This is a genomic window from Microcoleus sp. Pol11C3, from assembly GCF_036701485.1.
GTDB lineage: Bacteria > Cyanobacteriota > Cyanobacteriia > Cyanobacteriales > Microcoleaceae > Microcoleus.
The window spans coordinates 13600-39633 of sequence record NZ_JAUBQW010000023.1 but is presented as its reverse complement, the minus strand read 5'-3'; the positions used below and the strand labels follow the sequence as shown (position 1 = coordinate 39633).

The following is a 26034-nucleotide window of genomic DNA, read 5'->3' as shown; positions in this document are numbered from 1 at the left end:
TCAAAGCGGCACTTTGTTCGAGGGAATTCAAATCTGGGGGGAACGAAAGCAAGGTTTAACTCTGGATGATGTCAAAAAACGGGCTGTAGAAACTTTAAGGCTGCAAGCGTCTCAAGGGATTTTGTTTGTCAGGAGTCACGCTGATGTTAGCGAACCGACGCTGACTGCTTTGCAAGGACTTTTGGAAGTTCGTGAACAAGTCAAAGATTGGATGACTCTGCAAGTTGTGGCTTTTCCCCAAGACGGGATTTACGGAAGTCCAGAAAATGACAAACTTTTAGAGAAATCTCTGGATATGGGTGCGGATGCTGTGGGCGGGATTCCGCATTATGAGTTGACGCGGGAAGATGGGGTGAAGTCGGTTGAGCGAATTTTTGAACTTGCGGAAAAATACAATAGATTAATAGATGTTCACTGCGATGAAATCGATGATGAACAGTCGAGATTTTTGGAAGTTGTAGCAGCTTGTGCGATTAGAAGCGGGGCGGGTTCGCGGGTGACGGCTAGCCACACGACGGCCTTCGGTTCTTACAACAATGCTTATGCTTTTAAACTGATGGGAAGTTTGGCAAAATCGGGAATTAATTTCATCGCCAATCCTTTAATTAATATCACCCTGCAAGGCCGCGCTGATACTTATCCCAAACGCCGTGGGGTGACGCGGGTTAAGGAGTTGTGGCAGCAGGGATTGAATGTGAGTTTTGGCCACGACTGCGTGCAAGATCCTTGGTATAGTTTAGGTACGGGCAATATGGTGGATGTCGCTCATATGGCGGTTCATGTTTGTCAGATGACGGGAATGGCTGAGATTGCAGCTTGTTTTAATATGGTGACTGTCAACGGTGCGAAAACTCTCAATCTGGGTGATGATAATTATGGGATAGAGGCGGGGAAACCTGCAAATTTGATTGTGTTGGATGCTGAGGATTGTTATGATGCAATTAGGAGGCGCGCTGCCGTTCGGTATGTGATTTCGCGGGGAAAGTTGCTGGCGGAAACTGAACCTGCTAAGATTAGTTTTTATGGTATTTGACAAACAATATTTGAAGCTGTTAACTTGTGAATGAACGTGATATTCCCGATGAGAGTCCGAGAAATTTGCAGGAGCAACTGCTACTGCAAGATGCTAAGGCTGGTAATTGCATAGTAATTCATTGCGGTACAGATAGATTGTTGGGGGATGCACCGAGACTTATTGCTGTTTATGGCGGAAATTCTGAGGATTGGGATAAAATGACAAGTATTGAGGCTTTTGAAATTAATGGAGCTTCCGTACAAGTCCATTGGTTTCGGAACAGTCAGACTCTTCAAGAGGTGGAGTTCAAGTTCAAGCGACAGTATCCCAAAACAGCCCCTAAAAATCTGTAGGTAATCAATTTATGAAAATTCGTTGTATTGCTAATACGGGGGAATCTCTCCCTGAAGAATATATAGATACGCCACGCGGTTACACTAGAAAGGTTGAGTTACCGCTAACTATAGGCAAGGAATATGTTGTTTATGCTATCCGAGAATGGCAAGGGACTATTTGGTACTACATCTCCAATGACAATTACAGCTATTATCCCATACAGACTCCGGCACCGATGTTTGAAGTGGTTGACAGTAGAGTTTCTAAGTATTGGCGGTTTGAACTTTCGCCCAATGGATTGTTAATGATAGCGTTTGAACAGTGGTTTACAGATCCTTATTTTTACGATAAGCTGACAGACCAAGAAGAGGCGGAAGTGGAGATTTTTGATAAGGTTAAGGAATTGATGGATGCTGAGGATTTTGATTTGACTCGGCTGGATGTGGCTGTTGAGAAGTTGCAGGAAACTGTCAGTGTTTGAGTGGAAAAAGTGCGATCGCAAATTGTTTCTTTACCACCTTGACCCATATACCTTCAAATGGTATCAAATAGGAAGCCGCAGAATTGTGTGAAAAAAAATGGACGACAAACTCGAATCCAATAAGAACTATGATATACTAGACGGCGATGATGTTTTGTTATTCGATAAAGCTACTTTTTTGGTACGCAGTTTTGAAGAGGTAGTCACGAGCAAGTTTATTGAGATACTTGATCTTATTGCAATAAGGGAATCTCGCCAGAAATCAATAATTAATTGGATGAAAGAGCTACGAATTAACGAAGAAATAATAATTAAGGGAGGGGATATAGACTGGAACTCCCCTCAAGAAGGAATAGATTGTCAAGTTCTAAGAATAGGTTCTAAGGGTTGGCAAAAAGGAAGGCTTCAAATAAAAATTAAGGAAAATTTCCAGTCGGGGGAAACCCAGGTATGTATAAAGTTTTGTCCCCATGAACCAGCAAAGCAAAAATCCCCTTTAGATGATATCAGACAATCTGAGGAATACAAAAAGCTGAGCAATAATAACTGACTGCCCGATCGCGATTACAATACAATAATCGATCGCACTTATATCTGAACCTTAGATTTTCAACTGCAGATGAGGGCAGATGTACGCGGATGTTGTTTGGGATGGGCTAATGACAAATATAGAAGAATATGTCGATCGCACTGCCGAACTGATAAACTTACCGTTAGATCCAGAACATCGGCCCGGTGTTGTGGTAAACTTCGAGAGGATAGCTGCGATCGCCCGACTCGTTACTGAGTTTCCTTTACCCCCAGAAGTAGAAGTCGCGCCGGTGTTTGAACCTTAGATTTTTAACCGCAGATGAGGGCAGATGAACGCAGATGAACGCAGATGTTTTTTAGATAAGGCTGATGCGGTTGCTACGGCAGCGGCTGTTAAATGTGGTAAAGTTACGGCTGCAGAGGCGGTAAGTGCTGCTTTGGAACGGATTGCTGTTAAGGATAAAGCTTTTAATTGCTTTACTGCAATCACTGCATCAAGTGCACTCGCAGCAGCCGAAAAGATAGATAATTCGATCGCAAATAACCAAAACCCAGGCCCTTTAGCAGGTGTTCCCTTCGCTGTCAAAAACCTGTTCGATGTCGGCGGAATTACTACTCTAGCAGGGTCAAAAATCAACGCTGACAATCCTCCGGCTACCCAGGACGCGGCGGTGGTCGCCCGACTCAAACAAGCCGGGGCTGTGCTCGTAGGTACGCTCAACATGGATGAGTACGCCTACGGTTTCGTCACGGAAAACAGCCACTACGGCCCGACTCGCAATCCCCGCGATACTACGCGCATCGCCGGCGGTTCTAGCGGCGGTTCCGCAGCAGCAGTCGCCGCCGGTTTTGTACCCATCACTCTCGGTTCTGATACTAATGGTTCCATCCGCGTACCGGCTGCTTTGTGCGGTATCTTTGGGTTTAAGCCTACTTACGGCCGTTTGTCCAGGGCTGGCGCTTATTTATTTTCGAGTAGTTTGGATTGTGTGGGGCCGTTTGGGCGATCGATCAGAGATATGGCGCTGCTGTACGATATCCTGCAAGGCCCTGATTCTCGCGACCCAGTTTGCACTCAACGCCCGCCTGAACTTTGTTCGCCACAGTTAAATCAAGGCATCGAAGGATTGGGAATTGCTGTTGCTGACGGGTATTTCGCTACAGGGGCCGAACCGGAAGCAATGGATGCTGTAGAAATAGTTGCTAAAGCCTTGACAAATGTCTTGGATTGTGGTAAGGGAACAAAAACAACAACAAACCCCCCAAAAATAGGGGGGCTTGCAACTGTCACCATACCGGAATCCGATCGCGCCCGGGCTGCGGCGTTTATAATTACCGCCTGCGAGGGGGGCAACTTGCATTTAGACAATTTGCGATCGCGCCCTCAAGACTTCGATCCGGCGACGCGCGATCGCTTTTTAGCGGGAACCCTGATTCCTGCGACTTGGTACTTGCAAGCCCAGAGATTCAGACAGTGGTACCGCGATCGAATTCGCGAAATATTCCAACAAACAGACATCATCCTCGCACCCGCAACCCCGATAGCTGCCCCTGAAATTGGCGTCGAGAAAATGGTAATAGCCGGACAAGAAATCTTAGTGCGTCCCAATCTCGGACTGTTCACCCAACCCCTATCATTTATTGGCTTGCCCGTTCTTTGCGTGCCCGTACAGCGGCCCGGCGCTTTGCCCTTGGGGGTACAAATTATTGGTGCTCCCTACAGCGAAGCGGTGATTCTCCGAGTCGCTGCGGTACTAGAATCGCAAGGCATTATATCTGCCGAATCAATTTAGTGCTAATAATTCTAGGGCTTGTTATTGCGGTGAAAGCGTCTCTTAGTCCTTCTGGCAATAGCTTTGCGCTTCTGCTTTTCCAACGGGGTTTCAAAGTGGCGGTGCTTTCTCATGTCGGGGAAAATACCCGCTTTAGAAACTTGTCGCTTAAACCGTCGCAGGGCTGACTCAATCCCTTCATTTTCGCCTATTACAACTTGGGTCATTATTTCTCCTTTTGTTCGTTAGATCAAGTTTTATCATATCAAGGTTTTTGGCCGCGCGACCTGTTGAAGGTCGGGCGATCGACCAAAACCCCAAAATTATAGCAAATCCGCTGCCATCACCGCTCTTGATTCTTTAGTCTGCACAGGCGGACTTTGTATGTCCAGGCGCGAATTATATTCGCGCGGTTCCATCGGTTTGGGCTATCAACTGATTTTCCTGCCGCAGGTAAGCTTGAATAAACGGGTCTAATTCGCCGTTCATCACATCTTCGATGGCGGTTGTTTCCACCCCAGTACGCAAATCCTTGACCATTTGGTACGGGTGAAAAACATAATTGCGAATTTGGTTGCCCCAAGCCGCCTCCACCATATCGCCGCGAATCTCGGCAATTTCCGAAGCCCGCTGTTCCTTAGCAATCACCAACAGCCTAGCCTTGAGTAATGTCAAAGCTTTTTCTTTATTTTGCAACTGACTGCGTTCTTCGGTGCAGCGGACAGCCAAACCGGTAGGAATGTGAACGATGCGGACTGCGGTTTCTACCTTGTTAACGTTTTGCCCGCCCTTGCCGCCCGCGCGGGAAGTCGTGATTTCCAAATCTTTTTCTGGAATGTCCAACTTGACGGATCGATCGAGAACTGGCATCACTTCGACGCCTGCAAAACTGGTTTGACGCTTGTCGTTAGCATTAAAAGGCGAAATTCTGACCAAACGGTGAGTGCCTTTTTCCGATCGCATATAACCGTAAGCGTAGCGGCCGACAATTTCCAAAGAAGCCGATTTAACACCTGCTTCCTCTCCCTCGGAAATTTCCATTAAATGTACTTTGTAACCTTGACTTTCCCCCCAGCGGGTATACATCCGCAGCAGCATTTCGGCCCAATCTTGAGCATCGGTGCCGCCGGCCCCGGCGTTAATTGTCAAAACGGCGCCGCCTTCATCGTAGGGCCCCGATAGTAATTGTTGCAGTTCCCACTGGTCGAGTTCGCGGGTTAACTGAGAAAGACTGGATGAGGCTTCTTGAAACAGAGATTCGTCGGCTTCTAACTCCAGCAGTTCTAAAATAGCTTTAGCATCTTCCAAGCTCGTTTGCCAGCCGCGATATTGATCTAAATGAGATTTGAAGTCATTAAGTTCTTGGAGGGTTTCTTGAGCTCGATCTTGGTCGTCCCAAAATGCTGGTTGGGCGCAGATTTGCTCTAAGTCTTGAATTTTGGCTGTGAGTGCGGGGAGGTCAAAGATAGTCCTGGGTTGTACCCAGTCGATCGGACAATGTTTCGATATTGTGTTTGATGTCTAGAACTTCCACTGTTAGTTCTCCTAGTTTGTGGGTGGTAATATTGATTTTAGCTGTCGGCAGGCTGCTTGTTGCAAAAATATTCGGAAAGATTTTTTGACCGCAGATGTAGGCAGATTTACGCGGATGAACGCGGATGAATCTGGTATCGTAGTGTGCGTTAGGAAGTCAAAACCCGTAATAGCGAGTAATGCTTTGCCCTAACGCACCCTACAAGCTTAATTTCTTGCGCCGGGCTTACCCGAAAACGTAGGTTTTTGGTCAAGGAACCCGGTTTCTCCAGTTTTTTTCGGTTGCAGAGGTGACTAAATGTACTGCGAACCTGTTGAATTGAAAGTTTTACCGCATTCGTGAGCGCATACGTCCAACCTTTTAGAACAGGAAAAACTTTTTGTGAGGTCTTCGCGAAACCAATCTCTGGCGATCGCCTCTTTCACCGATTGAGTTCTGAGAGAATTAAAGCCATTTCCGTACTTTTCAATTAAAGCCAGCATTTGCGGTCTGTAAGTGTGGTTATAAACCGCGTATTTAGTATGGCTTACCCAACAGCAAGGCCAGAGTTCCGCTTCAAAACTGATGAAAATCTCTTTGGTGGCTTGAGTTTGGCAGCTAATTTCTACATTTCGGTAGTAATTGTTTAGGCTACCAAATTTTTCTACAGCTTGGATAAATTGGTCTCCCTGGGGATTTTTATATTGTTCCAAAGATGGGGGTTGAAGTTCTTCGCTGGCTGGCTGTGATGGGACAGAAGGAGTTGCTTCTGGTGCTTGAGTGGTTTCGATAGCTATAGCTTGATACCAAGCATAATTTGCTTTTTCTGGTTGCCCCAACTGCGTCAAAACTTTAGCTAAATTGCGATAAGCTCCGGCAAAATAGGGTTTAAGCTCGATCGCCTTTTGGTAATAAGCACTAGCTGGCTGCCACTGTTGCTGTTGAGCGTAAAGACTGCCGACATTAGCATAAACTTCGGGAAAATTAGGCTGAATTTTGAGGGCTTTTGCGTAACAGTCTGCTGCTGCTTGCATCTTCCCCAAACCTTGAACAGCATTGCCTAAAGTTTTCCATGCTGCTGCCAAATTAGGTTGAATTTTTAGGGCTTGTTGGCTGGCTGCGATCGCCTCTGATAGCTTTCCTTGTTTCAAAAATTCCTCTGCTTGTCGGTGGAACCCAAGCGCGGCCTGTTCTTGATGCTGAGGGGCTGATACGTTAGCTGTTGCTGGTTGGTTTGGGCGATCGCTCTTAGCTTCTACCTGAGAGTTTTCTGCCTTCTGAGGCTGTTGATTTGCGGATTCTTTGTCATAAATTTCTTTCGCCACAAAACGAGAGGTAGCTTTCGGTACAAACTCGACAAATCCTAATTGTTGGGCTAAATCCCGGGCTGCTTCTACTTGGTGCTGGTTGTGTTCAAATATCAAGTAATGCCATACAGCTTTTCCGCCAGCTTGGATAAACGCATTGACAGATTGCATTATCCTGTCCCAGTTGGTATTTTGGCGGTAGATGCTGTTAGTATCAGCCAACCCGTCGATACTAAAAATTACGCGATCGTATTCTCCTGTCATCGCCTTTGCCAGGGCTTGCCACCACTCGGGATTGCGTCCGCTACCGTTGGTGTACAGGGAGATATGAGGAACTCCCATGCGGTGCAAATATTCGATCGCCGGAATTGTGGTATTGCTAGTCATAGCATCGCCGTAGTTGCCGCACATATAAACAAAATCCAACTGAGAGCAAAACTCTTGTGGGAAAATTCTCTCAATATCCTCCATCTTTAATTCCGCCCCCGGCAAAATCGGGTTGTCGGTGCGGGGACACTGCGGGCAAGCTGCATTGCACCTAGAGGTAATTTCTACGCTGACTCTCCTAATATCTTCATATTTTAAGTACATGAGTTTTCCCCAATTAATTTGTGATTAATATTGAAATCGCGATCGACACAATTAGATAGCAATAGTTTTGATTGAGTGATTTAAAAGTAAAATTATACCTTATGCCTGCCGACTGTGAACATGATATAAGTTTTTTGTATGAGAGATTGAGGAGGAGAGAAGGCGATGACGACTATCTTGATTCCAAATCTTAATTAAAAAAAAACCGTGGCAGGATGTCGATCGAGCCGCGGTTTTTTTTAATAAGCTAAAGCTTCAATTAATCGCGGCTGTTGATAGCAATCAGCAGGCGCAGAATGAAAATGAACAAGTTGATGTAGGTCAAGTACATCGACAGAGCGGCGGGCAAATACTGGTCGTCGCGGTAGCTGCGGGGTAATATGTAAAAATCGACGATCGCAGCGCCGGCAAATATAAACACGCCGATGCCAGAAATGCCAATTTCCAACCAGGTTGGGGTGTAGACGCCAAATAAAGAGAGCAGAAACTGACCGCCAACAACGACTAACAAAGCAATCACACCTAAACTGATAGTTTTGGTGATGGCCATGCCGTCTTGTTCAGAAAGGTTGGAGCCAATTTGGCGGGCGGCGATAAAGGTAATGCCGCATCCGAGGGCTGCAAAAGCGATGCCGGAGATGCCGACGCCTTGGGTTCTGAGGGCTGTAAATACCAATCCGCTGAGAGTGTAGCCGGAAAGCAGGCTGTAGGTTGCCAGCAGGGGCAAAGCGGTGTTTTTGTTGCCTTGTTCGGCGGCGCCGCGGGCGATGAAGAAGAGAATTAATTCTACGACGATCGCGCCGATGAATGTGGGAAAGAAGATCGCGGGATAGTTGCGGATCACTCCCAGGCCCCCGTAGGTGCCGACAGCAGTTAAGACAAGTCCCCCGCCCACGAAGGGGAGAGCGTTGGAGATGACGTTCGGGCCTACCAGCGCGTGGTTTTTGGCCTCGCGCACGGCTTCGCGAAAATTGCTAGTGTTACTCACGAGGATTTACCTAATTTTGGCTGAGAATTGCTATCTCTATTTTGACAGCTTTACACTTTGTTTGCAAAACCTGAAAGAGTTTAAAGATTTGATAAAGAACGGGGGTCAAATCACTCCAAAGCAGGGATCGATTGTTTATAATCGACGGCGTACAGGTCTGTGCCGTGTCGCTGTCTCGCACCGTTGCGCCTCGCGGCAAAGCTATAATTGAGTTTAAAGGGCCGGCCCTATCTGCGGCCAAGGGCTAGCTTAAAGTCGATCAAATCACATATAGCTGAAGTCAATCAATTTGGAGGGGGGATTTACGATTGGGGATTAAGGAGTATATGCTAGAGGCAGGGGCCACAGTTGATTTTAGGTTTTTGATTTGCGACTTAGTTGAAACTAGGGATCAGAAACTTCAATAATATAAAATCTCAAATCTCAAATCTCAAATCTTAAATCTCAAATCGGTTCCGTTAATTGCTAAGGTAGCTCAGACAGAGGATACCAATAAAATTAATGAATAGATCGAGTTCGATCGACAAACTGCTAAATAGGTAATATCTCATGTACACCTTTTTCGATCGCAAATTATTGCCACCTGCCGCCGGAATTTTATTGGCGGCAGCCGTTATTTCCGGCGGTCAAGCTGCCGTTGCAGCTAATGTCCGAGCCGTTTCTACCGCTGCTTCATGGCAGGGTTCAGAAAATTTGCTGCTGGCTCAGACCGGTCAACTCCCCCAAGGTACAATTTCTTCAACCCCGAACCGGGGGACGGCAAACCGCGTACCTCTGCCCGTAAGAATTCCTGAGCCTTCGACGGTGGTAGGGTTGGGTTTAGTTGCGGGTTCGCTGGCGGTGAGTCGCCGGAGAGCGAGAGTTAAAAATTAGACTTTTGGCCAACAGTCTAATTTTTGGATTTTTAACCGCAGATAAACGCGAATAAACGCAGATAAATGTGGCTATCAGGATTTTAGCCGATCGCGTCGCGCAGAGCATTTTTAGTCATAGCTGCGATCGACTGTTCGGTAGCTTTCGGCAAGTGATAGTATTTCCCTCCAGAAGTCTTGGCCAATTCCTTCGCAAAGCCAGTCGAAATAAACTTGCTCTCGGTATCAATCACCAGCAACTGCATTCCCAACCCGCGAATTTTCGCAGCAATTTCTAACAATTCCTTTTTAATATCAGGCTTTTCTCCATCTACAATCGGTTCGCCCAAAGAACGAGCCAAAGGAATATTACCGCGTCCGTCAGTAATGGCGACAATCGCAACTTGACCAATATCTCCAGACTGCCGCGCGTTGACTCCCACCCGCACTGCTTGAGTCAAACCGTGGGCCAGGGGGGAACCGCCGCCGCAGGGCAACCGTTCCAAACGCTTGCGGGCCAAGGCTATCGAGCGAGTCGGCGGTAGCAGCACCTCTGCTTGTTCTCCGCGAAAGGGAATGAGAGCAACTTGGTCGCGGCTTTGATAAGCTTCTGTGAGTAGCTGCATGACTGCACCTTTTGCCGACTGCATTCGGTTGAGGGCCATCGAACCGGAAGCATCGACGACAAATACGACTAAAGCTCCAGCTTTTCTGGCCAAGCGCTTCGCCCGAATGTCTCCCTGTTCGACAAATACACGGCGCTCAACCCCCCCTTGTACCCCCGAAGCTTGGGGGGGGTTAGAATTCCTGTCGCGGCGGGCTTTTTGGTAGGGTGCGGCGGCTCTGAGGGTGGCGTCAACGGCGATGCGGCGGACGGGGCCTTTGGGTAATACTGGCTTGACGTAACGACCTCTATCTTCGGAGAAAATGGTGCTTCTGCTGCCCGATTTGCCTTGGCGGTTGGCGGCTTGGGCGAAGAAAAGCACGCTGGGGTCGAGAATTACGCCTTCGGGGTCGAAGAGAAATTCTTCGGGAATGGTATCTTTTTCTGGTTCTTCTTCAGGTTCCGGGTTGTCTTCGTCCTCTTGGTCTTCTTCGTCTTCTTGCTCGTTTTCTGGTTCGTCTTGTTCTTGTTCTGACTGCTTTTGGGGAGGCGGTGGGGGGGGAGGGGAGTTTTCGTCGTCTGGGGGAGTTTGGATGATGGTGGCGCGGGGTACGATGACTAATTCTACGGCGCGGCGCAGGTCTTCGGCGTTAACTTCTGTGCGTCCCTCGATGGCGGCGGCGGCTTTGGCGACGCGGACTGCGAATATTTCGGCGCGGTGTCCTTGAACGCCACCCCGGATGGCTTCTTCTACTAGGTAGGCAATTTGTTCGCGTTTAATGCTGACATCTTTGAGCCATTCTCTGGCTAGGATGATTTGGGTTTTGAGGTTGTCGGTGTCTTCGGCGTATTGATTGAGAAAGTCTTGGGGGGAGCTGGAGTAGGATAAAGCTTGTTCTACTGCATAGACTCTTTCTTGTATTTCGAGTGCTGCGTCGGCTGAAAGTACGATCGCGATGCGATCGAGCAAATGTTCTCTGAGTGGCCCTTCTTCGGGGTTATAGGTGGCTATAAATAGAGGTTTGCAGGGGTGTTGGAAGCTAATGCCTTCGCGTTCTATTTGGTTGCGCCCTTCGGTTAATACTGTTAGCAATTGGTTGGAAATGTTGTCATCAAGGAGGTTAATTTCGTCTACATAAAGTACGCCTCGATTTGCTTGCGCTAAGAGTCCTGGTTGAAATACGGTTTGGCCGAATTTTACTGATTGTTCGACATCGACGGAACCTAAGAGTCTGTCTTCGGTGACACCCAAAGGAATTTGAATGAAGGGTGTGGGAATTATTTCAGTAGTTAAGGAATTAGTATCGGTGGTGTGGGCATCTTGCCCGCCATTTTCTGGTAACAAGCCTGATGCCTGTTGTGCAAGAATTTCATTAGGTTCGGCGTTGCAAAAAGAATCTTTAACAATTTCAATGGGTGGCAGTAAGGAGTGCAAGGCGCGGGCCATTACTGATTTTGCTGTGCCGCGGCGGCCTGCGATTGCCACTCCTCCCAATCCGGGATCGACTGCTGCTAACAGCAGGGCTAATTTGATTGCTTCTTGCCCGACTACGGCGGTGAGGGGAAAGGCTGTGGTGGAAGGGCTAAGGTTGGCTGCAGGCATAGGATTTTCGGATGTAAAAATTTGAACTTAATGTTTAGCTTACTTCTTGGAGTATTTTAACTTCTTGGGGTAGAATCACGGTAAAAGTTGAGCCAACTCCTATTTCTGATACTAGCTCGATTTTGCCTTGCAGCAGCGTGACGAGCCGCGATACTATTGCTAATCCCAGCCCAGTGCTTTCGGCGGGAAAGAGCTGTTTGCCCGCTTCTCCTGCTTGAAAGAAGGGGTCAAAGATGCGCTTTGTATCTTCGGGGGCGATGCCAATGCCGGTATCTGTAATTGCGATTGCCCAATTTGCTTCTCCGGCACGGTTACAACTTAATTCAATGCTACCAGATTCTGTATAGCGAATGGCATTGCTCAGCAAGTTGATCAGAATTTGTTGCAGCCGCCCAGAGTCGGAGATTACTTGTGTTGGGGCGCAGTCGCTGGTAACAGCGAGCTTTAATCCTTTAGCATCTGCAATTGGCTGCATCATTTCTACTACGGTGTTAATTACTGATTGTACATTAGTTCGCTGCAGGTTAAGTTTAATTTTGCCGGCATCGGCGCGAGAAAGTTCTAGGGTGTCATTAATCATGCGAAGCAACTGTCTGCCGTTACGCAATACTCGCTCGATGTGTTCGATGCCGGGGAGGGTATCTTTGACTTGAGATTGCCATTTTTCTTTTCGCAGGAATAGTTCGGAATAACCAATAATTGAGTTGAGAGGAGTTTTGAGTTCGTGAGCCAAATGGTAGACGTTTTCTTGATTGACGCTGACAAGGCGAGAGAGTTCTTGATTGGTGAGTTTTAACTGAGTTTGGATTTGTTGAAGTTCCTGCAGCCTCTGAGCGACGTAGCTCTTGAAACACTGGGCAATTGCTTCGTCTAGTACGGCATCTATCAGCCGAAAAGCTCTGAATACGTCTGCGACGCTTCCTGCTAGCAATTCTGATTCTAACTGGGAAAATATTACTTGACGCAATAAGTGGTATTCCCGGGCTACTTCGGCGGCGTCGTAGCCTTGTTCTGCTCTGAGAAATCCGTGATCTAAACTGGCTTCAATTATTACTTTTATGTCGCTGTTTTGATATTGGGAAAGCACTGTGGCCATCGCCTCTAGCAGGTAAGGTATGTGATTTTCGATTGCTGAGAGCGGTAAGGCGTCAGCGGTTTCAATTTTCCGATCCTGACGAACTGCTTCAATCCAGTTTTTGACGATAATATCGGTTTTTTCGGCGAGCACTTGGCTGTAGTCCATGATGTCTGCGTGGGGGTTGAGTTTGGCAGAGATTGCCCATGCTTCATTGTAGTTGAGCGATCGCCCGATCGCCATACCAAACTTCTGGCGATCGCAACCCTGCCAAAAGAAGTAGTTTTGAGGTGATTTTTTCCCCCTGCCGGATCTCTCTCTAGGGGTTGATCCCAGCTTTTTGCTAGGATAATCAGCCGTTTAACTTGACAGAAGAGCCATAAAGCAGTAAAGTGCCTCACACTAATAGTTTTTAATTTTAATTTTTAATTTTTTCAGGGGACTAAATGGAAAACGTGCAAGCTGTGATTGCTGCAACAATATTTATATGTGTAATTTTCTTAATAATTACAGAATGGATACACCTCACAGTTGCGGCATTTTTGGGAGCCGTGATTCTGGTTTTTACCCATGTTATGACATTAAACAACGCGATCGAATATATCGGTCGGAGTCACGCCACGCTGGGCTTATTTTTCGGAGTCATGGTAATGGTGAGAGCCTTTGAGCCTACCAAAGTATTTGAATACTTGGCAACTCAAATGGTGCTTTTGGCTAAAGGCAAAGGCAAAAACCTATTGCTGGGTATTGTCGCGATTACTACGCCAATTTGTGCTGTTTTACCCAATGCTACAACAGTCATGCTGCTAGCACCATTAATTCCGCCAATGGCAGAAGAAGTCGGTGTAGATTTTGTGCCGTTATTAATTTTAATGGTATTTGTGGCTAACAGTTCTGGACTGCTGACAATCGTGGGCGATCCGGCGACATTCATTGTCGGCGATGCTATTAACATGAGCTTTGCAGATTATCTGATAAAGTTAAGTTTGGGCGGGGTAATTGCCGTAGCAGTTATATTAGTTATGTTGCCTTGGCTGTTCCGCGAAATTTGGCACAAAAACTTAGACGATTTGGAACATTTGCCGCGCCCAAAAATCAATCACCCACGAGTTTTAGCAGTGGGCGGCTTAATTATAGCTTTCGTGCTGACATTTTTTGTCATAGGAGAGACTCTGCCCGTGCCTATTTCACCGGCCGCCGTTGCTTTGTTGGGGGCTGCTTTGGCAATGCTTTTAGCTCACCATTCCCAAATTGATTCGGTTAATAATATTTTGCGGGATTTAGATTGGAGCACCCTGCTATTTTTTATGTCTATCTTTGTGCTGATTGGCGGTTTGGAAAAAACCGGAGTCATCGCCAGCATATCTGGAATATTAGCAGTAATATTAGGTAAAAATATTTTTCTTGGCTCTTTAGTTTTGTTATTTTTTGTGGGTTTGATGTCGAGCGTGGTGCCAAATATTCCGCTGGTAGTGGCGATGGTGCCGCTGCTAAAACAGTATGTTGTCAATGTCGGGCTTGCACCGGCAGAGGTGCTGGCTCCGGATTTTGCAGGGCAGTTTCCACCTGCTGTGCTGCCGCTGTTTTATGCGATGATGTATGGAGCAACTTTAGGCGGAAATGGCACTTTGGTAGGAGCTTCTTCTAATATTGTGGCGGCGGGAATTTCTGAACAGCACGGGCGCCGGATTTCTTTTCAAACTTTTCTGCGTTACGGGCTGCCTGTGATGGCGCTGCAATTAATAAGTGCGGCTGTTTATGTAACGATTCGGTTTCTGATTTGAAGAAGTCATTAGTGATTAGTCTTTGGGCATTGGGCATTGGGCATTGGGCATTAGTTATTGGTCATTAGTTATTGGTCATTAGTTAACAGTCAGCAGTCAGCAGTCAGCAGTTAACAGTCAATAGTCAACAGTTATCTAAAATCCCTCCAATTCTAAGGGGAAAATTACAGTGAAAGAGGAGCCAACTCCTACTTCAGAAATTAATTCGATTTTACCTTGCAAGAGGTTGACTAATCGAGTGACAATTGCTAGCCCTAAGCCGGTACTGTCAGGAATGTAAGCTCCCTGGGAGTTGTCTGCCCGAAAAAATGGCATAAAAATCCGATCGCAGTCTTCTGAAGCAATGCCAATTCCTGTATCCGTGATGCAGATACTCCAATTTTTGTCTGACAATAATTCGGTTTTTATGGTAATAGTACCACCTTGGGTGTAGCGAATGGCGTTGCTCGCCAAGTTGGTGATAATTTGCTGCAAGCGCAAGTAATCGGTGATAACTTGATCGAGAACCGGATCGCACTCAACGGCAATCTCTAAATTTTTGGCTTTAGCCAAAGGCTCGATTATTTCGACAACAGTGCCGATCGCCGATCGCACATTTGTCGTAGTTAGCTGCAATTTTATGCGTCCCGCGTCGTACCGCGAGATTTCGAGAGTATCGTTAATTAATCTAAGTAACCGTCTGCCGTTGCTGAGGACTTTATCAATATGTGCCAAATTGGGAGCAGAATCTTTAAGTTTAGAATTGTTTCTTTGGCGCAAAAACAATTCTGAGTAACCAATAATAGAGGTGAGGGGAGTTTTCAATTCGTGAGCTAAGTGAGATAGATTATCTTGACTGGCGCGAAGTAAGCGAGTCAGTTCTTGATTTGTAAGTTGCAATTGGTTTTGCAACTCCTGTAGTTCTTGGAATCTTGCCTGGGTATAGGTTTTGAAACAGTCAGCAATTGCTTCGTCGAGAGCACTGTCAATTAAGCGGTAAGCTCGGCTCACTTCAGCGGCTGATCCTTCTAGCAATTCGGGTTCTATAGCATCGAAAATTACCCTCCGCAGCAAGCGGTATTCCCGCGCAATTTCTTCGGCATCGTAGCCTTGTTTTGCCCTGACATTCCCGTGGTCTAAACTTTCTTGTATGACTGTCTGGATCTCATCGCAGCCTTGTGATTGGGACAGCATAGTTGCGATCGCTTGCAGTACGATGGGAAGGCTGTCGCGCACGGAATCGTAGGTGAGTTGCTTGGCGGTTCCGATTTGCTCGTCGGCGCGAACAGCTTCGATCCAGTTTTGAACAATTATGTCAATTTTATCTTGTAGCGCTTCGCTAAAATCAATCATGGCTCTTAATATATAAATCAAGTCTGGAACGCATTTTATATCTCTAGGTTAGTTTAATAATTAACTTTTTGAATTTTCTCTCAACTTTTGAGCTTCGGCGAGTACCAATAGCTACTCCTAAAGACCTATTGACAAAATTCAACACTCGTGCTAGGTTATGTTAAATTGGCTTAAAAAGTCAAGCCTAATCAAGCGTCACGCTATCAGACCAAGCGTGTGGCTGGAGCGGAGGAACCAATTTTCGGGGCGAATCTCTACAGAATTAAAAAGCCAAATTAAAAATTGCCAAATTTGAGTGTAATTTTGGATTTTGAAATCTCTAGAGAAGGACATCTCTCAGTCCTAGCCCGTCAGCTAACTTCGCAGGCATTGAGAAGAGACTGAAAAGCCAAATATTTTGAAAAAGATAATTTGGCTTCGTCAGTGTCTCAGGTTGGTATTGTTCAAGATTCTTGTACCTGCCCTGACTCTGAAGGAGATTGAAATGTTAATACAGCTTAATTTATCTGCGATCGCACTTGCAGGAGTTGCAACGTGGAAGCGTGTAAAACCCGTTGTCATCCGAGATGCTGTTTTGTTACCTGCTGCGGGTTTTTTGGGAATTCTTGGCTTGTGGTGGATTGTGGCCAGCTTCAACAGCGATTTGATTCCCACTCCGTATCAGGCGTTAATAGCTAATTTAGATTACATATTGCATCCATTTTATCAGCGCGGGCCTGGAGATTTAGGCATTGGCTGGCTGCTGCTAGCGAGTTTGCGGCGGGTGTTGGTGGGATTTTTCCTGGGTGCAGCAGTTGCGATTCCCGTGGGATTTCTGATCGGGATGTCGAAACCGGCAATGATGGCGCTCAATCCGCTGATTCAAATCTTCAAACCAGTGTCGCCGCTAGCTTGGCTGCCGATAGCTTTATCGATTTTTAATTTAGCAGAGCCCTCGGCAATTTTTGTCATATTCATCACGTCTTTGTGGCCGACAATTATCAACACAGCTTTGGGAGTTGCTAGCGTTTCCAAGGATTATCTGGATGTGGCGCGAGTGTTGGAAATGCCGCGCTGGAGGCGGATTACCAAGATAATTTGGCCTGCAAGTTTGCCATACATTTTTACAGGTTTACGGATTAGTTTGGGGATTGCTTGGCTGGTGATTGTGGCGGTGGAAATGCTGACAGGCGGTGTGGGAATTGGCTTTTTTGTGTGGGATGAGTGGAGCCGTTTGAATCTGAGCTCGGTATTTTTAGCAGTGTTTGTAATTGGCATAACTGGATTGTTGCTCGACGCTGCAGTTGACAAAGTTCAGGAATTGGTAACGCATCGATCACTCATTAATCATTAGTTATTAGTCAGTTGGCAGTTGTTAGCAAAGCAGTTGTCTGTTGTCAACAGTCAACAGTCAACAGTTAACCGTCAACAGTCAACAGTTAACAGTCATTAGTCAAATTAAATATGAGTGACAAGTTTTCCAATGAATGGAACCGCCGAGAGTTTTTGCAAGGAATGGGAGCGGCGGCGGCGGGAATGGCTTTATCTGGTTGTGCAATTAGCGCGGATCGATCGGCAAAAGGACTCACAGAAGAAGCCTCAGCCGTAAAGCCGATCGTCGATTCCCGCACCTTAGAAAAACCAAATTTAACCGTAGGATACGTGCCGGTTAACGATTGTGCACCATTTGCGATCGCCTGGAAAAAAGGATTTTTCCGCAAATACGGTTTAAACGTCAAACTCAACCGCGAAGCAAGCTGGGCAACCTCCCGCGACGGCGTGATTTTCGGCCGCCTCGACGCCTCCCCAGTCGTATCCGGCGCCGTCACAAACGCCCGAATTGGCGCCGAAGGAGCGCGGCACGCACCCCTGTGCGCCGCCATGACAATTCACCGCCACGGCAACGCCATGACGATGAACAAAGCTATGTGGGATTTCGGTTTACGCCCGTGGCACGAATACAACGGCAATTTGGAAGAATTTGGCAAACAATTTCGAGCCTTTTTTGACCGTCAGCCAGCGGAAAACAGGGTTTGGGCAGTGGTTCTGAGTTCTGCGATTTACGAATACTTTGTCCGCTACATATCGGCGGCTGCCGGTGTCGATCCTTTCAAAGAATTTCGGGTAATTATTGTGCCGCCGCCGCAGATGGTAACGAACATCAGGATTGGCGCCATGCAGGCTTACATGGTGGCCGAACCTTGGAATACGCGGGCAATTCAAGGCAATTTGGGAGTGGGTTTTACCTTCGTGCAAGGGAAGGAAGTTTGGCTGGGACATCCCGATCGCCTTTTGGGAGTAATGCAATCATTCATTGAGGAAAATCCGAAGACTTATTACTCGCTGGTTAAGGCAATGGTGGAAGCTTGTCAGTATTGCAGCAAGCCGGAAAATCGCAGTGAAATATCGGCGCTGCTGACTGAGCGATCGTTTACGGGGGCGAAACCGAAAAAAGGGGCGATCGACAAATTTACGCGACCCGCAATAGTTGGCGACTACAACTATGGAGGGTTTGACGGAAAAGACCGCACCATACAATCGGAAGATGCAACTATTTTCTATGATATTCCTAAGAATTTGCCTCAAATACCGGGAAATCATTCAACATTTATGTGGCAGTCTCAGAGTTTGTGGTTGATGACTCAAGCCGCTCGCTGGGGACAGATTAAAGAAGTGCCAAAAAATGCTGAGGAATTAGCTAAAAAAGCTTGGAGAACCGACCTTTACCGCAAGATTGTTGCCGAAATGGCGATCGATTGTCCCCAGGAGGATTACCAAGTGGAACCTGCGGAACTTTTCATTGATAAAAAGGCATTCGATCCTAGCGATCCGGTGGGTTATTTGAATAGTTTTGAAATTCGAGCCAACCGCCCTCAGTCTTTTTTTCAGTCTTAATGTTTGAGATGTTTCGCTTTTCCTAATGTCCCGCCAGGGAATGAATTCCCTGGCTAATAGCTAAAGTCGGTTGAAACCGACTGGGAGCATCTCATATTTGTAAAAATACTTCTTCTGCCTCCTTCCTCCTGCCTCACAACTCCAATTTCTAGCTTGGCTGCTTTCATTGAGATGCTCCCACCCGACTGCCAAATTTTAGGACTTAGGCAATAGCAATAAAAGTCAATTAACACTTTACTACTTTTTAGGAGAATACCGTGAGTCAATACACTTCTACTTCTACCAGTACCAAAAATTCCGGCAACAGCGATAGTCTATTTCTGGAAATAGAGAATTTGTTCAAATCATACAAAAATGGTGACGGTACAGAATTTAGCGTCTTGGAAAATATCAATTTAAGTATTGGAGAAAACGAATTTATTTCGGTAATCGGTCACTCTGGCTGTGGCAAATCAACGCTGCTCAAAATAGTGGCTGGTTTGGAAAAACAGAGCGGGGGAATGGTGACACTGGAAGGAAAAGAAATTCGCAAACCCGGAGCCGATCGCATGATGGTATTCCAGCACTACGGATTGCTGCCTTGGCTGACGGTGCGGGAAAATATTCGGCTGGCAGTTGATGAAGTTTTGCAAAGTCTTAGCCGTTCTGAGAAGATTAGTCTTGTCAACGAACACCTAGCAATGGTAAACTTAACATCGGCAGCCGATAAATATCCAGACGAGATTTCAGGGGGCATGAAACAGCGGGTTGGGATTGCGCGAGCTTTGGCGATTCGACCGAAAATGTTATTAATGGACGAACCGTTCGGAGCGCTGGATGCTCTGACTCGCGGCAAGTTGCAGAAACAGGTGCTGGATATCTGGGAAAATCACAGACAAGCTGCAATGATGATTACTCACGATGTGGATGAAGCTATCTATATGTCCGATCGCATTGTGCTGATGACAAACGGCCCGGCTGCGACGATAGGTGAAGTTTTGTCAGTGCCGTTTGCGCGCCCGCGCGATCGCCAGGAGTTGCGGGAATCGAAGGACTATTACGAACTCCGCAATTATGCTTTGAATTTTCTCGATCGCTACTTTACTCAAGACGAATAACGCCCGACGGACAGACCAAACAATTCACTTAAGAGAGGTCAAGCCTGTGAAGCTCAAAACAATGTTAGCGCGTTTTGAAAGTGCATTGGGATATCAAAATTTAGCAGAAGAAATGGTGTTGCTGCCGGAGCCACAAGTGCAAGGTTCTAAGAAATCAAAAGTTACAAAACCGGCAAAAAGTATCAATTTTATTGTCGGTTACAACAGTTCTCCCAAAAGTCAAACAGCTCTGGACATTACCCTTTGGATGGCGCATCAAACTCGTTTAGTAACAACTAAAGAAGTCACGGTTCAAGTTGTCTACGTGATCGACGAATCGCAAAAAAGTTACCGCGAAGATACTTGCAAATTGGCTGTAGCGAATGCCTTGGCTGCACAGCAAAAAGTGTCGGAGTTAGAAGAAACATTCGCCCTTCATTGTGCAGTACCTGCGCTCGCTTTACCAACCGAAATCCCATCGGTATCCCAGCAAAAAAATTGGATAGATCCGCATTATTTACAAGCAATTTATGGTCAAAATAATGAGTACGAGGTAGCAGATAAGTTGCTGTGGCAAGCGCGCTGTTTGGCTGAGGAATGGCGCGGTTTATTCAAAGCTCATTTACGCATCGGAGGGGTGGCGACAGAACTGAGAAATGTGGTTGAATTAGAATCAGCAAATTTACTGTTTTTGGGCTGTGGTTCTGGCAACCATCGGCTGGTTAGGCAACTAGGCAATAATTTTCCGTGCTGCGTACTCGGGATTCCTTCGGCACTCAGCTATCAGATGGATTTTCAGCCTGAAGAAAGTTTGAGCAAGTTACAGTTGGCGACAACTATACCTGCACGTTAAACTTGTTCACTCGTTGGGGCAGAATCTAATTATGTAAGGTGCGGCGCAACCTACGACTATAATTCGCGCGCCCAACCTTTTTTTGCGTAAGTTCTATATAGCAATCCTAAATGAGTAGGGGTAGTGCTAAGAGTGCCTACCCCAGCCTCATGGAGGCAACCGCGGGGGTTTGCCCCTATAAGAATTACACAAATGATTTAGGATTGCTATATCGATCAAAAAATAACAATAGTTTCCTCCCTCGAAGTCCCAATTACGATACAATTGGGACTTTTTTTTGATTATTGAGATGTTTAAAATTACTCTTAAGGAAAATTATCGGCACTTATCTGATCATAGACAGTTCGTTAACTAATTTTATCTTTCCCCGGCACACAGAGCGCAGCAGCCGATCGATCGAGCGTTTGTCTTCCTCCGTCAAATTTTCGTCAAAAATAGCAGCCATCAAACCGTACCTATCGGCTAGAGTAATGTAGCCATTATGATTCACTTCGGCAAACAGCTCGGCCAAAGCAGATGGAATCAGGTGGATAGGAGTTAGCATAGCGATTAAGTCTGAATTCGACGATCGCGCGATCGGACGTTTCTGCATTAACAAAAGGCGATCGCACTATAAAAGTGTAAGCTGTATTGCCTTTAAAAGTGTGACAATAAACAGCAAAAATTGTGATAGTAAACAGCAAAAATTGTGAAGTAAATCACATTAAAAACTTGCGAATTATGATAAAGTTTGCAGGTGCGTTTTAGGGAATACCGAGCCACTGCAAACTTAATGTTTTCTAAAGATTGTAAATCACCACTTCCTCCACAGGTTCAGCTAACTCAAACTTAAACACCCGGGAATAGAAATAGAATTCGCCGTCAAGAGTTCTTTTAATATTTTCAGCGCGGCGAAAACCGTGCTGTTCCCCTTCATAAGCAACATAAGCAACCGGCAAACCTTTAGCTTTCAATATCTCTACCATCATTTCCGCTTGATTAGGCGGAACCACTTTATCTTCTAATCCTTGAAAAAAGATAACGGGACAAGATAAATGTTCGGCGGAATGAATCGGCGAACGAGCTACATACAAATCTTTCCTTTCAGGATAAGGCCCGATTAATCCATCCAAATAGCGCGCTTCAAATTTGTGAGTATCCGTTGCCAAAGCTTCCAAATCGCTAACTCCATAATAGCTCGCACCAGCCTTAAACACATCGCGGAAAGTAAGAGCGCACAGAGTAGTGTACCCCCCTGCACTGCCTCCGGCGATCGCCATTCTTTCGCCATCAACTAAACCTTTTTGAGCTAAATATTTAGCACCGTTAGCGCAGTCGTCAACATCGACAATTCCCCAACTATCTTGGAGTCTTTTTCTGTATTCTCGGCCGTAACCAGTGCTACCGCCGTAATTAACATCGAGCACGGCAAAACCGCGACTCGTCCAATATTGAATTTTCAAATTCATGCTACTAGAAGTAGCAGCAGTTGGGCCGCCGTGACTTTTAACAACAAGCGGCGGTTTTTCACCTGCAGGCGCTGTGAAATCTTGATTTTTAGGAGGATAGAAGAAACCGAAAGCAGTCAAATTGTTTTCCGTGGGGAATTCAATCGGTTCCGGTACAGAAAGATAACCCGGATTGACGCTTAAATTGCTTGATTTACGCAAGATTTCTAGTTGGCTTGTTGCTAAATCCAGTTGTACAATAGCAGTAGATTCAGTCGGCGAACTTGCCAGAAAAACAACTGTTTCTCCCCGCGCTTTTACCGACGAAATATCAGTGTAAGGCGTTTCAATTGTTGTCAACTGCTTTGTCGTTAAATCAAGACTCGCTAAATACCACAGGCCTTGCTGAGTGTAGGTGCAAATAATTTTGCTTTCCGAGACAACGGCATAAGTAGACATTCCAAAAACCCACTGGGGGAGTCCGAATTCAGCCGCCATTCCGCACAGAGGTTCAACCTCTTGCTGTTCCCTCGGCAAGCGGGGATTGACGGTTCTATAGAAATTCCACCAGTTAGACTTGTCAGAAACAAAATACAAAACTCCATCGGGCGACCATTCCGGTTGAAAAATAGACTCCTCAATCCCGCCAGCAACTAAGTATTGTTCACCTAAAGAACCGTCAGCATTAATTTCTGCTACCCACAATTCTGTGCCATCCCACGGCATATTTGGATGGTTCCAACAAATCCAGGAAAGTAGAGAACCGTCTGGACTTAAACGAGGGGAAGCATAAAAATCATTTCCCTGAGTTAAGATTTGAATATCTTCGCCGTTATCTAAATTAATGCTAACAATAGTATTGACAGGTTCGCCCTCACCTGCATGATCCTCGCGCACACAAATCAGGCGATTTCTGTGCTTGTCAACTATCGCATCTGCATAGCGAGAATTAGCAGTAGGTGTCAGAGGTTCTGGTTGAGAATTTAATGTTTGAGTATAAATACGTTGGTCGGCAAAATGAGAAAAATAGACAACACTGCCAGCAACTGCAAAAGCAGCGCCGCCGTATTCGTTAACGCGAGTGCGAACATTAAAAGGAGGCGGTGTCACGTCGTTGATTGTACCGTCAGGAGTGCGCCGCACGAGGACGCTTCTCCCCGCTTCCGAAGGTCTTCCCTCAGCCCAATAAATATCATCGCCGTCAATAGTAATTTGTCCGAGTCCGATAGTTCCAGAAACAATTAAATCGGAAGAAATAGGTGATTTCCAAGAGCCGTAAGGTGATACTGTATTCATATAGTTGAGGCAGTTGTGATTCTCGAACAAAAAAATTAATATTTGTAGTTTACAGTAATTCAGTCACCGGGAAGCAAAATGTCCAAAAAACTCGTACTAATGGATCACGACGGTGCAGTTGACGACTATCTCTCTGTCGTGTTGCTAATGACAATGGAGGAAGTCGAAACTCTGGGAGTAATTGTAACTCCTGCGGACTGCTACATTCAACCGGCGGTGAGTGCAACGCGCAAAATCCTTGATTTGATGGGGCGTTCAGAAGTTCCGGTGGCGGCGAGTACGGTGCGGGGACTCAACCCATTTCCGGTGTTATTTAGGCGAGATTCCTTTGCAGTCGATCGACTTCCCATTCTAAATGAAAAAGGAACCATTGACACGCCGTTAATATCAGAACCCGCACAAAACTTTATGGTGCGAGTTTTGCAAGACGCAGCCGTACCAGTCACATTAATGGTAACGGGGCCGTTAACAACAGTAGCGCAAGCTTTAGATATCGCGCCAGAAATTGAAAGCAAAATTCAAGAAATTGTCTGGATGGGAGGCGCCCTCAATGTTATCGGCAATGTTAGCAAAGATATGGAACCCGGACAAGATATGTCGGCGGAATGGAATGCTTACTGGGACCCGATAGCAATCGAGAGAATTTGGCAAACCCAAATTCCCGTTGTCATGTGTCCTTTAGATATCACTAATAATGTACCGCTGACTGTAGAATTTTCCAATCTCTTAGCAAAACAGCGCAAATATCCAATTTCCGACTTAGCAGGACAGTGTTATGCCCTAGCAATATCTCAAGATTACTATTTTTGGGACATTTTGGCAACCGCTTATTTAGCGCATCCCGAATTTTACCAACTGCGAGAATGGGAAACAGAAATTATTACCGAAGGCATCAGCCAAGGACGCACCAAAGTTAAAATAGGAGGGCGAAAAATTCAAGCAATGGATAAAGTTGACACGGCAAAATTTTACAATTACATATTACAACAGTGGGCGCGGTAAAAACCACAATATCGGCTAAGCAGTCGCGCATTTAAATTGTATCTTCAGGGCGGGCGGGACGCCCACCCCACAAAACTTGAATTTTTTGTGACAGACAATTTCAATGCCACAACAGCTTACGACTGGTAGGCAAAATCTCCGTACACAACCCGCCCTAACGCGAATATTTACCTGCTCTTCTCTTCCCTATCTTCCTCTGCGCCCTCTGCGCCCTCTGCGGTAAAAAAAACTCATCTCAAAAATGCAAAATATCAAAAAATGCTGCCAATTTTATCAATCATCCCCTTAGCAAAAACCCCTCCCACACCTCAAGAAATAGTTCAAATCCAAGAAGTGCGACCTCTCCCCGGACAGTTAGACAACGTACCAGTATTTAACAGCAACAGTCCAGAATTAGTGCTGCAAGAAGGAATTTTGCTTTCGACATTTCCCCCGGATGGGAAAAGATTTCCGGCGGCACATTTAAACTTTCCGTTTCAAGGACGTTTCGACATCTTTGCCCACCACATAGCCCGCGCACCTTCGCCGGAAGATTTGCGAACATTGTATCAAGGAGTAATTGTTTACAATCCGGGCAATAAACCTGTAACATTAGATATATTGCAAGCGGCGAGTTATCTCAGTCAACCCGATGCACCTTTTATTGAATTGCCGCCGCAAGTCGATAATTCAAACAGTAATATTTACGCAGGGCCGGGAAGCCGCGCTGTGAATGATATTCTCAGAGGAAGGAGACAGTCAGACTTTCCACCTCAGTTAATTATTCCACCGGGAAAAAGCGAACTGTTGATGAATCATCCGATACCGGTGCGGGGATTGGTACCGCCGCTTAACGGTCGATCGACCTTGATGCGGTTACGCAGCGATGGTATAGTCTATGTTGCCAGTCTGGCGATGTTTGCCCGAGTTGACGCACAGGGAAACGAGCGATCGCCCAACTTAGCAGAATGGCAAAACTTATTAGACAATGGTAATATAGCCGGGCCGCGCGATCGAACTCCCACACCGCCCGAAATCACCGAAGGTCAAATAATTTACGGCCGAGTTGCCGGTGTAGCATTAGGTTCAGAATGGCGAGCACTTCTCTCCGACAACCCCGCCACATCAAACCTAACAATTCCCCAACCCGGAACAGCATTTTCCTACGCATTAAGCAGTCTCCCGCGCGGAATGCTGGGCACAAATCAAGTGCAAAGTGCGAGAATGCTAGTCCGCTACCCAGATACAGCATACCGCGCCCACGGCAATTACGGAATTGAATACAATCTCAGCTTGCCGCTGTACAATTCTACCAGCAAAAATCAAACTGTAACTGTCGCGATTCAAACTCCTATTAAGACAGACAAATTAGCTGCCGGAGGACTTAGTTTTTTAGAACCTCCGGCACCTCAAACTTTTTTTAGGGGGACGGTCAGAGTGCGCTATAATGATGACAATAAAGTGCCTCAAACTCGCTACGTGCATTTAGTCCAGCGGCGGGGACAGCAGGGGGAACCTTTGGTAAAATTAGAGATGAAATCGGGAGAAAAGCGACTTGTAGAAGTGGATTTTATTTATCCGCCCGATGCGTCGCCTCCGCAAGTTTTGACAGTGAGAACAAATTAAATTTGAGCTGCTACGGGTAGGCAGACGCCTACAAATACAATACGCAATTAACCAGATTTGATATTAGTTTCGCGTTGCACAGACGTGGTTTATGTCTAGTTGGTATGGGCAAAAAACA

At 46.2% G+C, this 26034-nt stretch carries 22 protein-coding genes, 1 pseudogene and 1 riboswitch; of the genes and pseudogenes, 14 read left to right on the top strand and 9 right to left on the bottom strand.

The window, feature by feature from the left end; genetic code table 11:
- Nucleotides 1–7: 7 nt before the first annotated feature.
- From codA to QUA40_RS08330, 6 genes and pseudogenes are all read left to right on the top strand, one after another.
- Nucleotides 8–1033: pseudogene (gene codA / locus QUA40_RS08355) on the top strand (cytosine deaminase); the annotation flags it as partial.
- Nucleotides 1034–1059: 26 nt separating this feature from the next.
- Entirely contained in the window at nucleotides 1060–1368 is a 309-nt protein-coding gene (locus QUA40_RS08350) for a hypothetical protein (protein ID WP_333123891.1), read from the top strand.
- 11 nt (nucleotides 1369–1379) lie between these two features.
- Complete coding sequence (locus tag QUA40_RS08345; protein ID WP_333123889.1) at nucleotides 1380–1832, top strand: hypothetical protein; 453 nt, start codon at nucleotides 1380–1382, stop codon at nucleotides 1830–1832.
- A 97-nt stretch (nucleotides 1833–1929) separates the two neighbouring features.
- Entirely contained in the window at nucleotides 1930–2382 is a 453-nt protein-coding gene (locus QUA40_RS08340) for a KGK domain-containing protein (protein WP_333123886.1), read from the top strand.
- Between the two features lie 109 nt (nucleotides 2383–2491).
- Entirely contained in the window at nucleotides 2492–2668 is a 177-nt protein-coding gene (locus QUA40_RS08335; protein WP_333123882.1) for a DUF4089 domain-containing protein, read from the top strand.
- A 24-nt stretch (nucleotides 2669–2692) separates the two neighbouring features.
- On the top strand, nucleotides 2693–4156 hold the full coding sequence (locus tag QUA40_RS08330) for an AtzE family amidohydrolase (RefSeq protein WP_333123879.1): 1464 nt from the start codon (nucleotides 2693–2695) through the stop codon (nucleotides 4154–4156).
- 11 nt (nucleotides 4157–4167) lie between these two features.
- Here QUA40_RS08330 and rpsU read toward each other — a convergent pair whose 3' ends face one another.
- The 4 genes from rpsU to QUA40_RS08310 form a co-directional block, all read right to left on the bottom strand.
- A complete protein-coding gene (rpsU, locus tag QUA40_RS08325; RefSeq protein ID WP_006632476.1) occupies nucleotides 4168–4362 on the bottom strand; it encodes a 30S ribosomal protein S21 in 195 nt (64 codons plus the stop codon).
- 172 nt (nucleotides 4363–4534) lie between these two features.
- Nucleotides 4535–5669 (bottom strand): peptide chain release factor 2 gene (prfB, locus tag QUA40_RS08320; RefSeq protein ID WP_333123876.1). Its coding sequence is split into 2 segments (ribosomal slippage): nucleotides 4535–5596 and nucleotides 5598–5669, totalling 1134 coding nucleotides; the frame shifts between segments, so codons are not numbered across the junction.
- A gap of 293 nt (nucleotides 5670–5962) precedes the next feature.
- Complete coding sequence (locus tag QUA40_RS08315) at nucleotides 5963–7546, bottom strand: tetratricopeptide repeat protein (protein WP_333123874.1); 1584 nt, start codon at nucleotides 7544–7546, stop codon at nucleotides 5963–5965.
- Between the two features lie 259 nt (nucleotides 7547–7805).
- Nucleotides 7806–8534, bottom strand: a complete 729-nt coding sequence (locus QUA40_RS08310) for a Bax inhibitor-1 family protein (RefSeq protein WP_333123871.1) — start codon at nucleotides 8532–8534, stop codon at nucleotides 7806–7808.
- 549 nt (nucleotides 8535–9083) lie between these two features.
- Here QUA40_RS08310 and QUA40_RS08305 point away from each other — a divergent pair.
- Nucleotides 9084–9407, top strand: a complete 324-nt coding sequence (locus tag QUA40_RS08305; RefSeq protein WP_333123869.1) for a PEP-CTERM sorting domain-containing protein — start codon at nucleotides 9084–9086, stop codon at nucleotides 9405–9407.
- 82 nt (nucleotides 9408–9489) lie between these two features.
- Here the strand turns inward: QUA40_RS08305 and bchD are convergent, their stop codons facing one another.
- Nucleotides 9490–11592 carry a magnesium chelatase ATPase subunit D gene (bchD, locus tag QUA40_RS08300; RefSeq protein WP_333123867.1) on the bottom strand — a complete coding sequence of 701 codons (2103 nt, stop codon included), beginning with the start codon at nucleotides 11590–11592 and terminating at the stop codon, nucleotides 9490–9492.
- A gap of 34 nt (nucleotides 11593–11626) precedes the next feature.
- Nucleotides 11627–12910, bottom strand: coding sequence for a HAMP domain-containing sensor histidine kinase (locus QUA40_RS08295; RefSeq protein WP_333123865.1), 1284 nt, complete (start codon nucleotides 12908–12910; stop codon nucleotides 11627–11629).
- Between the two features lie 203 nt (nucleotides 12911–13113).
- Here QUA40_RS08295 and QUA40_RS08290 point away from each other — a divergent pair, with 203 nt between their 5' ends.
- A complete protein-coding gene (locus QUA40_RS08290; protein WP_333123862.1) occupies nucleotides 13114–14451 on the top strand; it encodes an ArsB/NhaD family transporter in 1338 nt (445 codons plus the stop codon).
- A gap of 135 nt (nucleotides 14452–14586) precedes the next feature.
- Here the strand turns inward: QUA40_RS08290 and QUA40_RS08285 are convergent, their stop codons facing one another.
- The gene (locus tag QUA40_RS08285; RefSeq protein ID WP_333123860.1) at nucleotides 14587–15783 is read right to left on the bottom strand and encodes a sensor histidine kinase; all 1197 of its coding nucleotides are present in this window, start codon (nucleotides 15781–15783) and stop codon (nucleotides 14587–14589) included.
- A 171-nt stretch (nucleotides 15784–15954) separates the two neighbouring features.
- A riboswitch (cyclic di-AMP (ydaO/yuaA leader) is annotated at nucleotides 15955–16167 on the top strand.
- 100 nt (nucleotides 16168–16267) lie between these two features.
- Here QUA40_RS08285 and ntrB point away from each other — a divergent pair.
- From ntrB to QUA40_RS08265, 4 genes are all read left to right on the top strand, one after another.
- Nucleotides 16268–17116: a nitrate ABC transporter permease gene (gene ntrB, locus QUA40_RS08280; protein WP_333123857.1), complete on the top strand. Its 849-nt coding sequence runs from the start codon at nucleotides 16268–16270 to the stop codon at nucleotides 17114–17116.
- Nucleotides 17117–17226: 110 nt separating this feature from the next.
- Nucleotides 17227–18657 carry an ABC transporter substrate-binding protein gene (locus QUA40_RS08275; protein WP_333123855.1) on the top strand — a complete coding sequence of 477 codons (1431 nt, stop codon included), beginning with the start codon at nucleotides 17227–17229 and terminating at the stop codon, nucleotides 18655–18657.
- A gap of 257 nt (nucleotides 18658–18914) precedes the next feature.
- Nucleotides 18915–19754, top strand: a complete 840-nt coding sequence (locus tag QUA40_RS08270; RefSeq protein ID WP_333123852.1) for a nitrate ABC transporter ATP-binding protein — start codon at nucleotides 18915–18917, stop codon at nucleotides 19752–19754.
- Between the two features lie 46 nt (nucleotides 19755–19800).
- Entirely contained in the window at nucleotides 19801–20586 is a 786-nt protein-coding gene (locus QUA40_RS08265) for a universal stress protein (protein WP_333123849.1), read from the top strand.
- 325 nt (nucleotides 20587–20911) lie between these two features.
- On the opposite strand, the gene QUA40_RS08260 is transcribed toward QUA40_RS08265, so the two are convergent.
- Both QUA40_RS08260 and QUA40_RS08255 read right to left on the bottom strand, forming a co-directional pair.
- Nucleotides 20912–21130, bottom strand: a complete 219-nt coding sequence (locus QUA40_RS08260; protein ID WP_333123847.1) for a hypothetical protein — start codon at nucleotides 21128–21130, stop codon at nucleotides 20912–20914.
- 235 nt (nucleotides 21131–21365) lie between these two features.
- Nucleotides 21366–23309: a S9 family peptidase gene (locus QUA40_RS08255; RefSeq protein ID WP_333123845.1), complete on the bottom strand. Its 1944-nt coding sequence runs from the start codon at nucleotides 23307–23309 to the stop codon at nucleotides 21366–21368.
- Between the two features lie 78 nt (nucleotides 23310–23387).
- Here QUA40_RS08255 and QUA40_RS08250 point away from each other — a divergent pair, with 78 nt between their 5' ends.
- Complete coding sequence (locus QUA40_RS08250; protein WP_333123842.1) at nucleotides 23388–24311, top strand: nucleoside hydrolase; 924 nt, start codon at nucleotides 23388–23390, stop codon at nucleotides 24309–24311.
- A 258-nt stretch (nucleotides 24312–24569) separates the two neighbouring features.
- Nucleotides 24570–25916 (top strand): DUF3370 domain-containing protein, encoded by a 1347-nt coding sequence (locus QUA40_RS08245; protein WP_333123841.1) that lies wholly within the window; start codon nucleotides 24570–24572, stop codon nucleotides 25914–25916.
- Nucleotides 25917–26034 lie beyond the last annotated feature (118 nt).

Coding starts and splice junctions, on each gene's coding strand:
- QUA40_RS08345 (WP_333123889.1), top strand. CDS start 1,380: ATGAAAATTCGTTGTATTGCTAATACGGGGGAATCTCTCCCTGAAGAA.
- QUA40_RS08340 (WP_333123886.1), top strand. CDS start 1,930: ATGGACGACAAACTCGAATCCAATAAGAACTATGATATACTAGACGGC.
- QUA40_RS08335 (WP_333123882.1), top strand. CDS start 2,492: ATGACAAATATAGAAGAATATGTCGATCGCACTGCCGAACTGATAAAC.
- QUA40_RS08330 (WP_333123879.1), top strand. CDS start 2,693: ATGAACGCAGATGAACGCAGATGTTTTTTAGATAAGGCTGATGCGGTT.
- rpsU (WP_006632476.1), bottom strand. CDS start 4,362: ATGACCCAAGTTGTAATAGGCGAAAATGAAGGGATTGAGTCAGCCCTG.
- QUA40_RS08315 (WP_333123874.1), bottom strand. CDS start 7,546: ATGTACTTAAAATATGAAGATATTAGGAGAGTCAGCGTAGAAATTACC.
- QUA40_RS08305 (WP_333123869.1), top strand. CDS start 9,084: ATGTACACCTTTTTCGATCGCAAATTATTGCCACCTGCCGCCGGAATT.
- bchD (WP_333123867.1), bottom strand. CDS start 11,592: ATGCCTGCAGCCAACCTTAGCCCTTCCACCACAGCCTTTCCCCTCACC.
- QUA40_RS08295 (WP_333123865.1), bottom strand. CDS start 12,910: ATGGCGATCGGGCGATCGCTCAACTACAATGAAGCATGGGCAATCTCT.
- QUA40_RS08290 (WP_333123862.1), top strand. CDS start 13,114: ATGGAAAACGTGCAAGCTGTGATTGCTGCAACAATATTTATATGTGTA.
- QUA40_RS08285 (WP_333123860.1), bottom strand. CDS start 15,783: ATGATTGATTTTAGCGAAGCGCTACAAGATAAAATTGACATAATTGTT.
- ntrB (WP_333123857.1), top strand. CDS start 16,268: ATGTTAATACAGCTTAATTTATCTGCGATCGCACTTGCAGGAGTTGCA.
- QUA40_RS08275 (WP_333123855.1), top strand. CDS start 17,227: ATGAGTGACAAGTTTTCCAATGAATGGAACCGCCGAGAGTTTTTGCAA.
- QUA40_RS08260 (WP_333123847.1), bottom strand. CDS start 21,130: ATGCTAACTCCTATCCACCTGATTCCATCTGCTTTGGCCGAGCTGTTT.
- QUA40_RS08255 (WP_333123845.1), bottom strand. CDS start 23,309: ATGAATACAGTATCACCTTACGGCTCTTGGAAATCACCTATTTCTTCC.
- QUA40_RS08250 (WP_333123842.1), top strand. CDS start 23,388: ATGTCCAAAAAACTCGTACTAATGGATCACGACGGTGCAGTTGACGAC.
- QUA40_RS08245 (WP_333123841.1), top strand. CDS start 24,570: ATGCTGCCAATTTTATCAATCATCCCCTTAGCAAAAACCCCTCCCACA.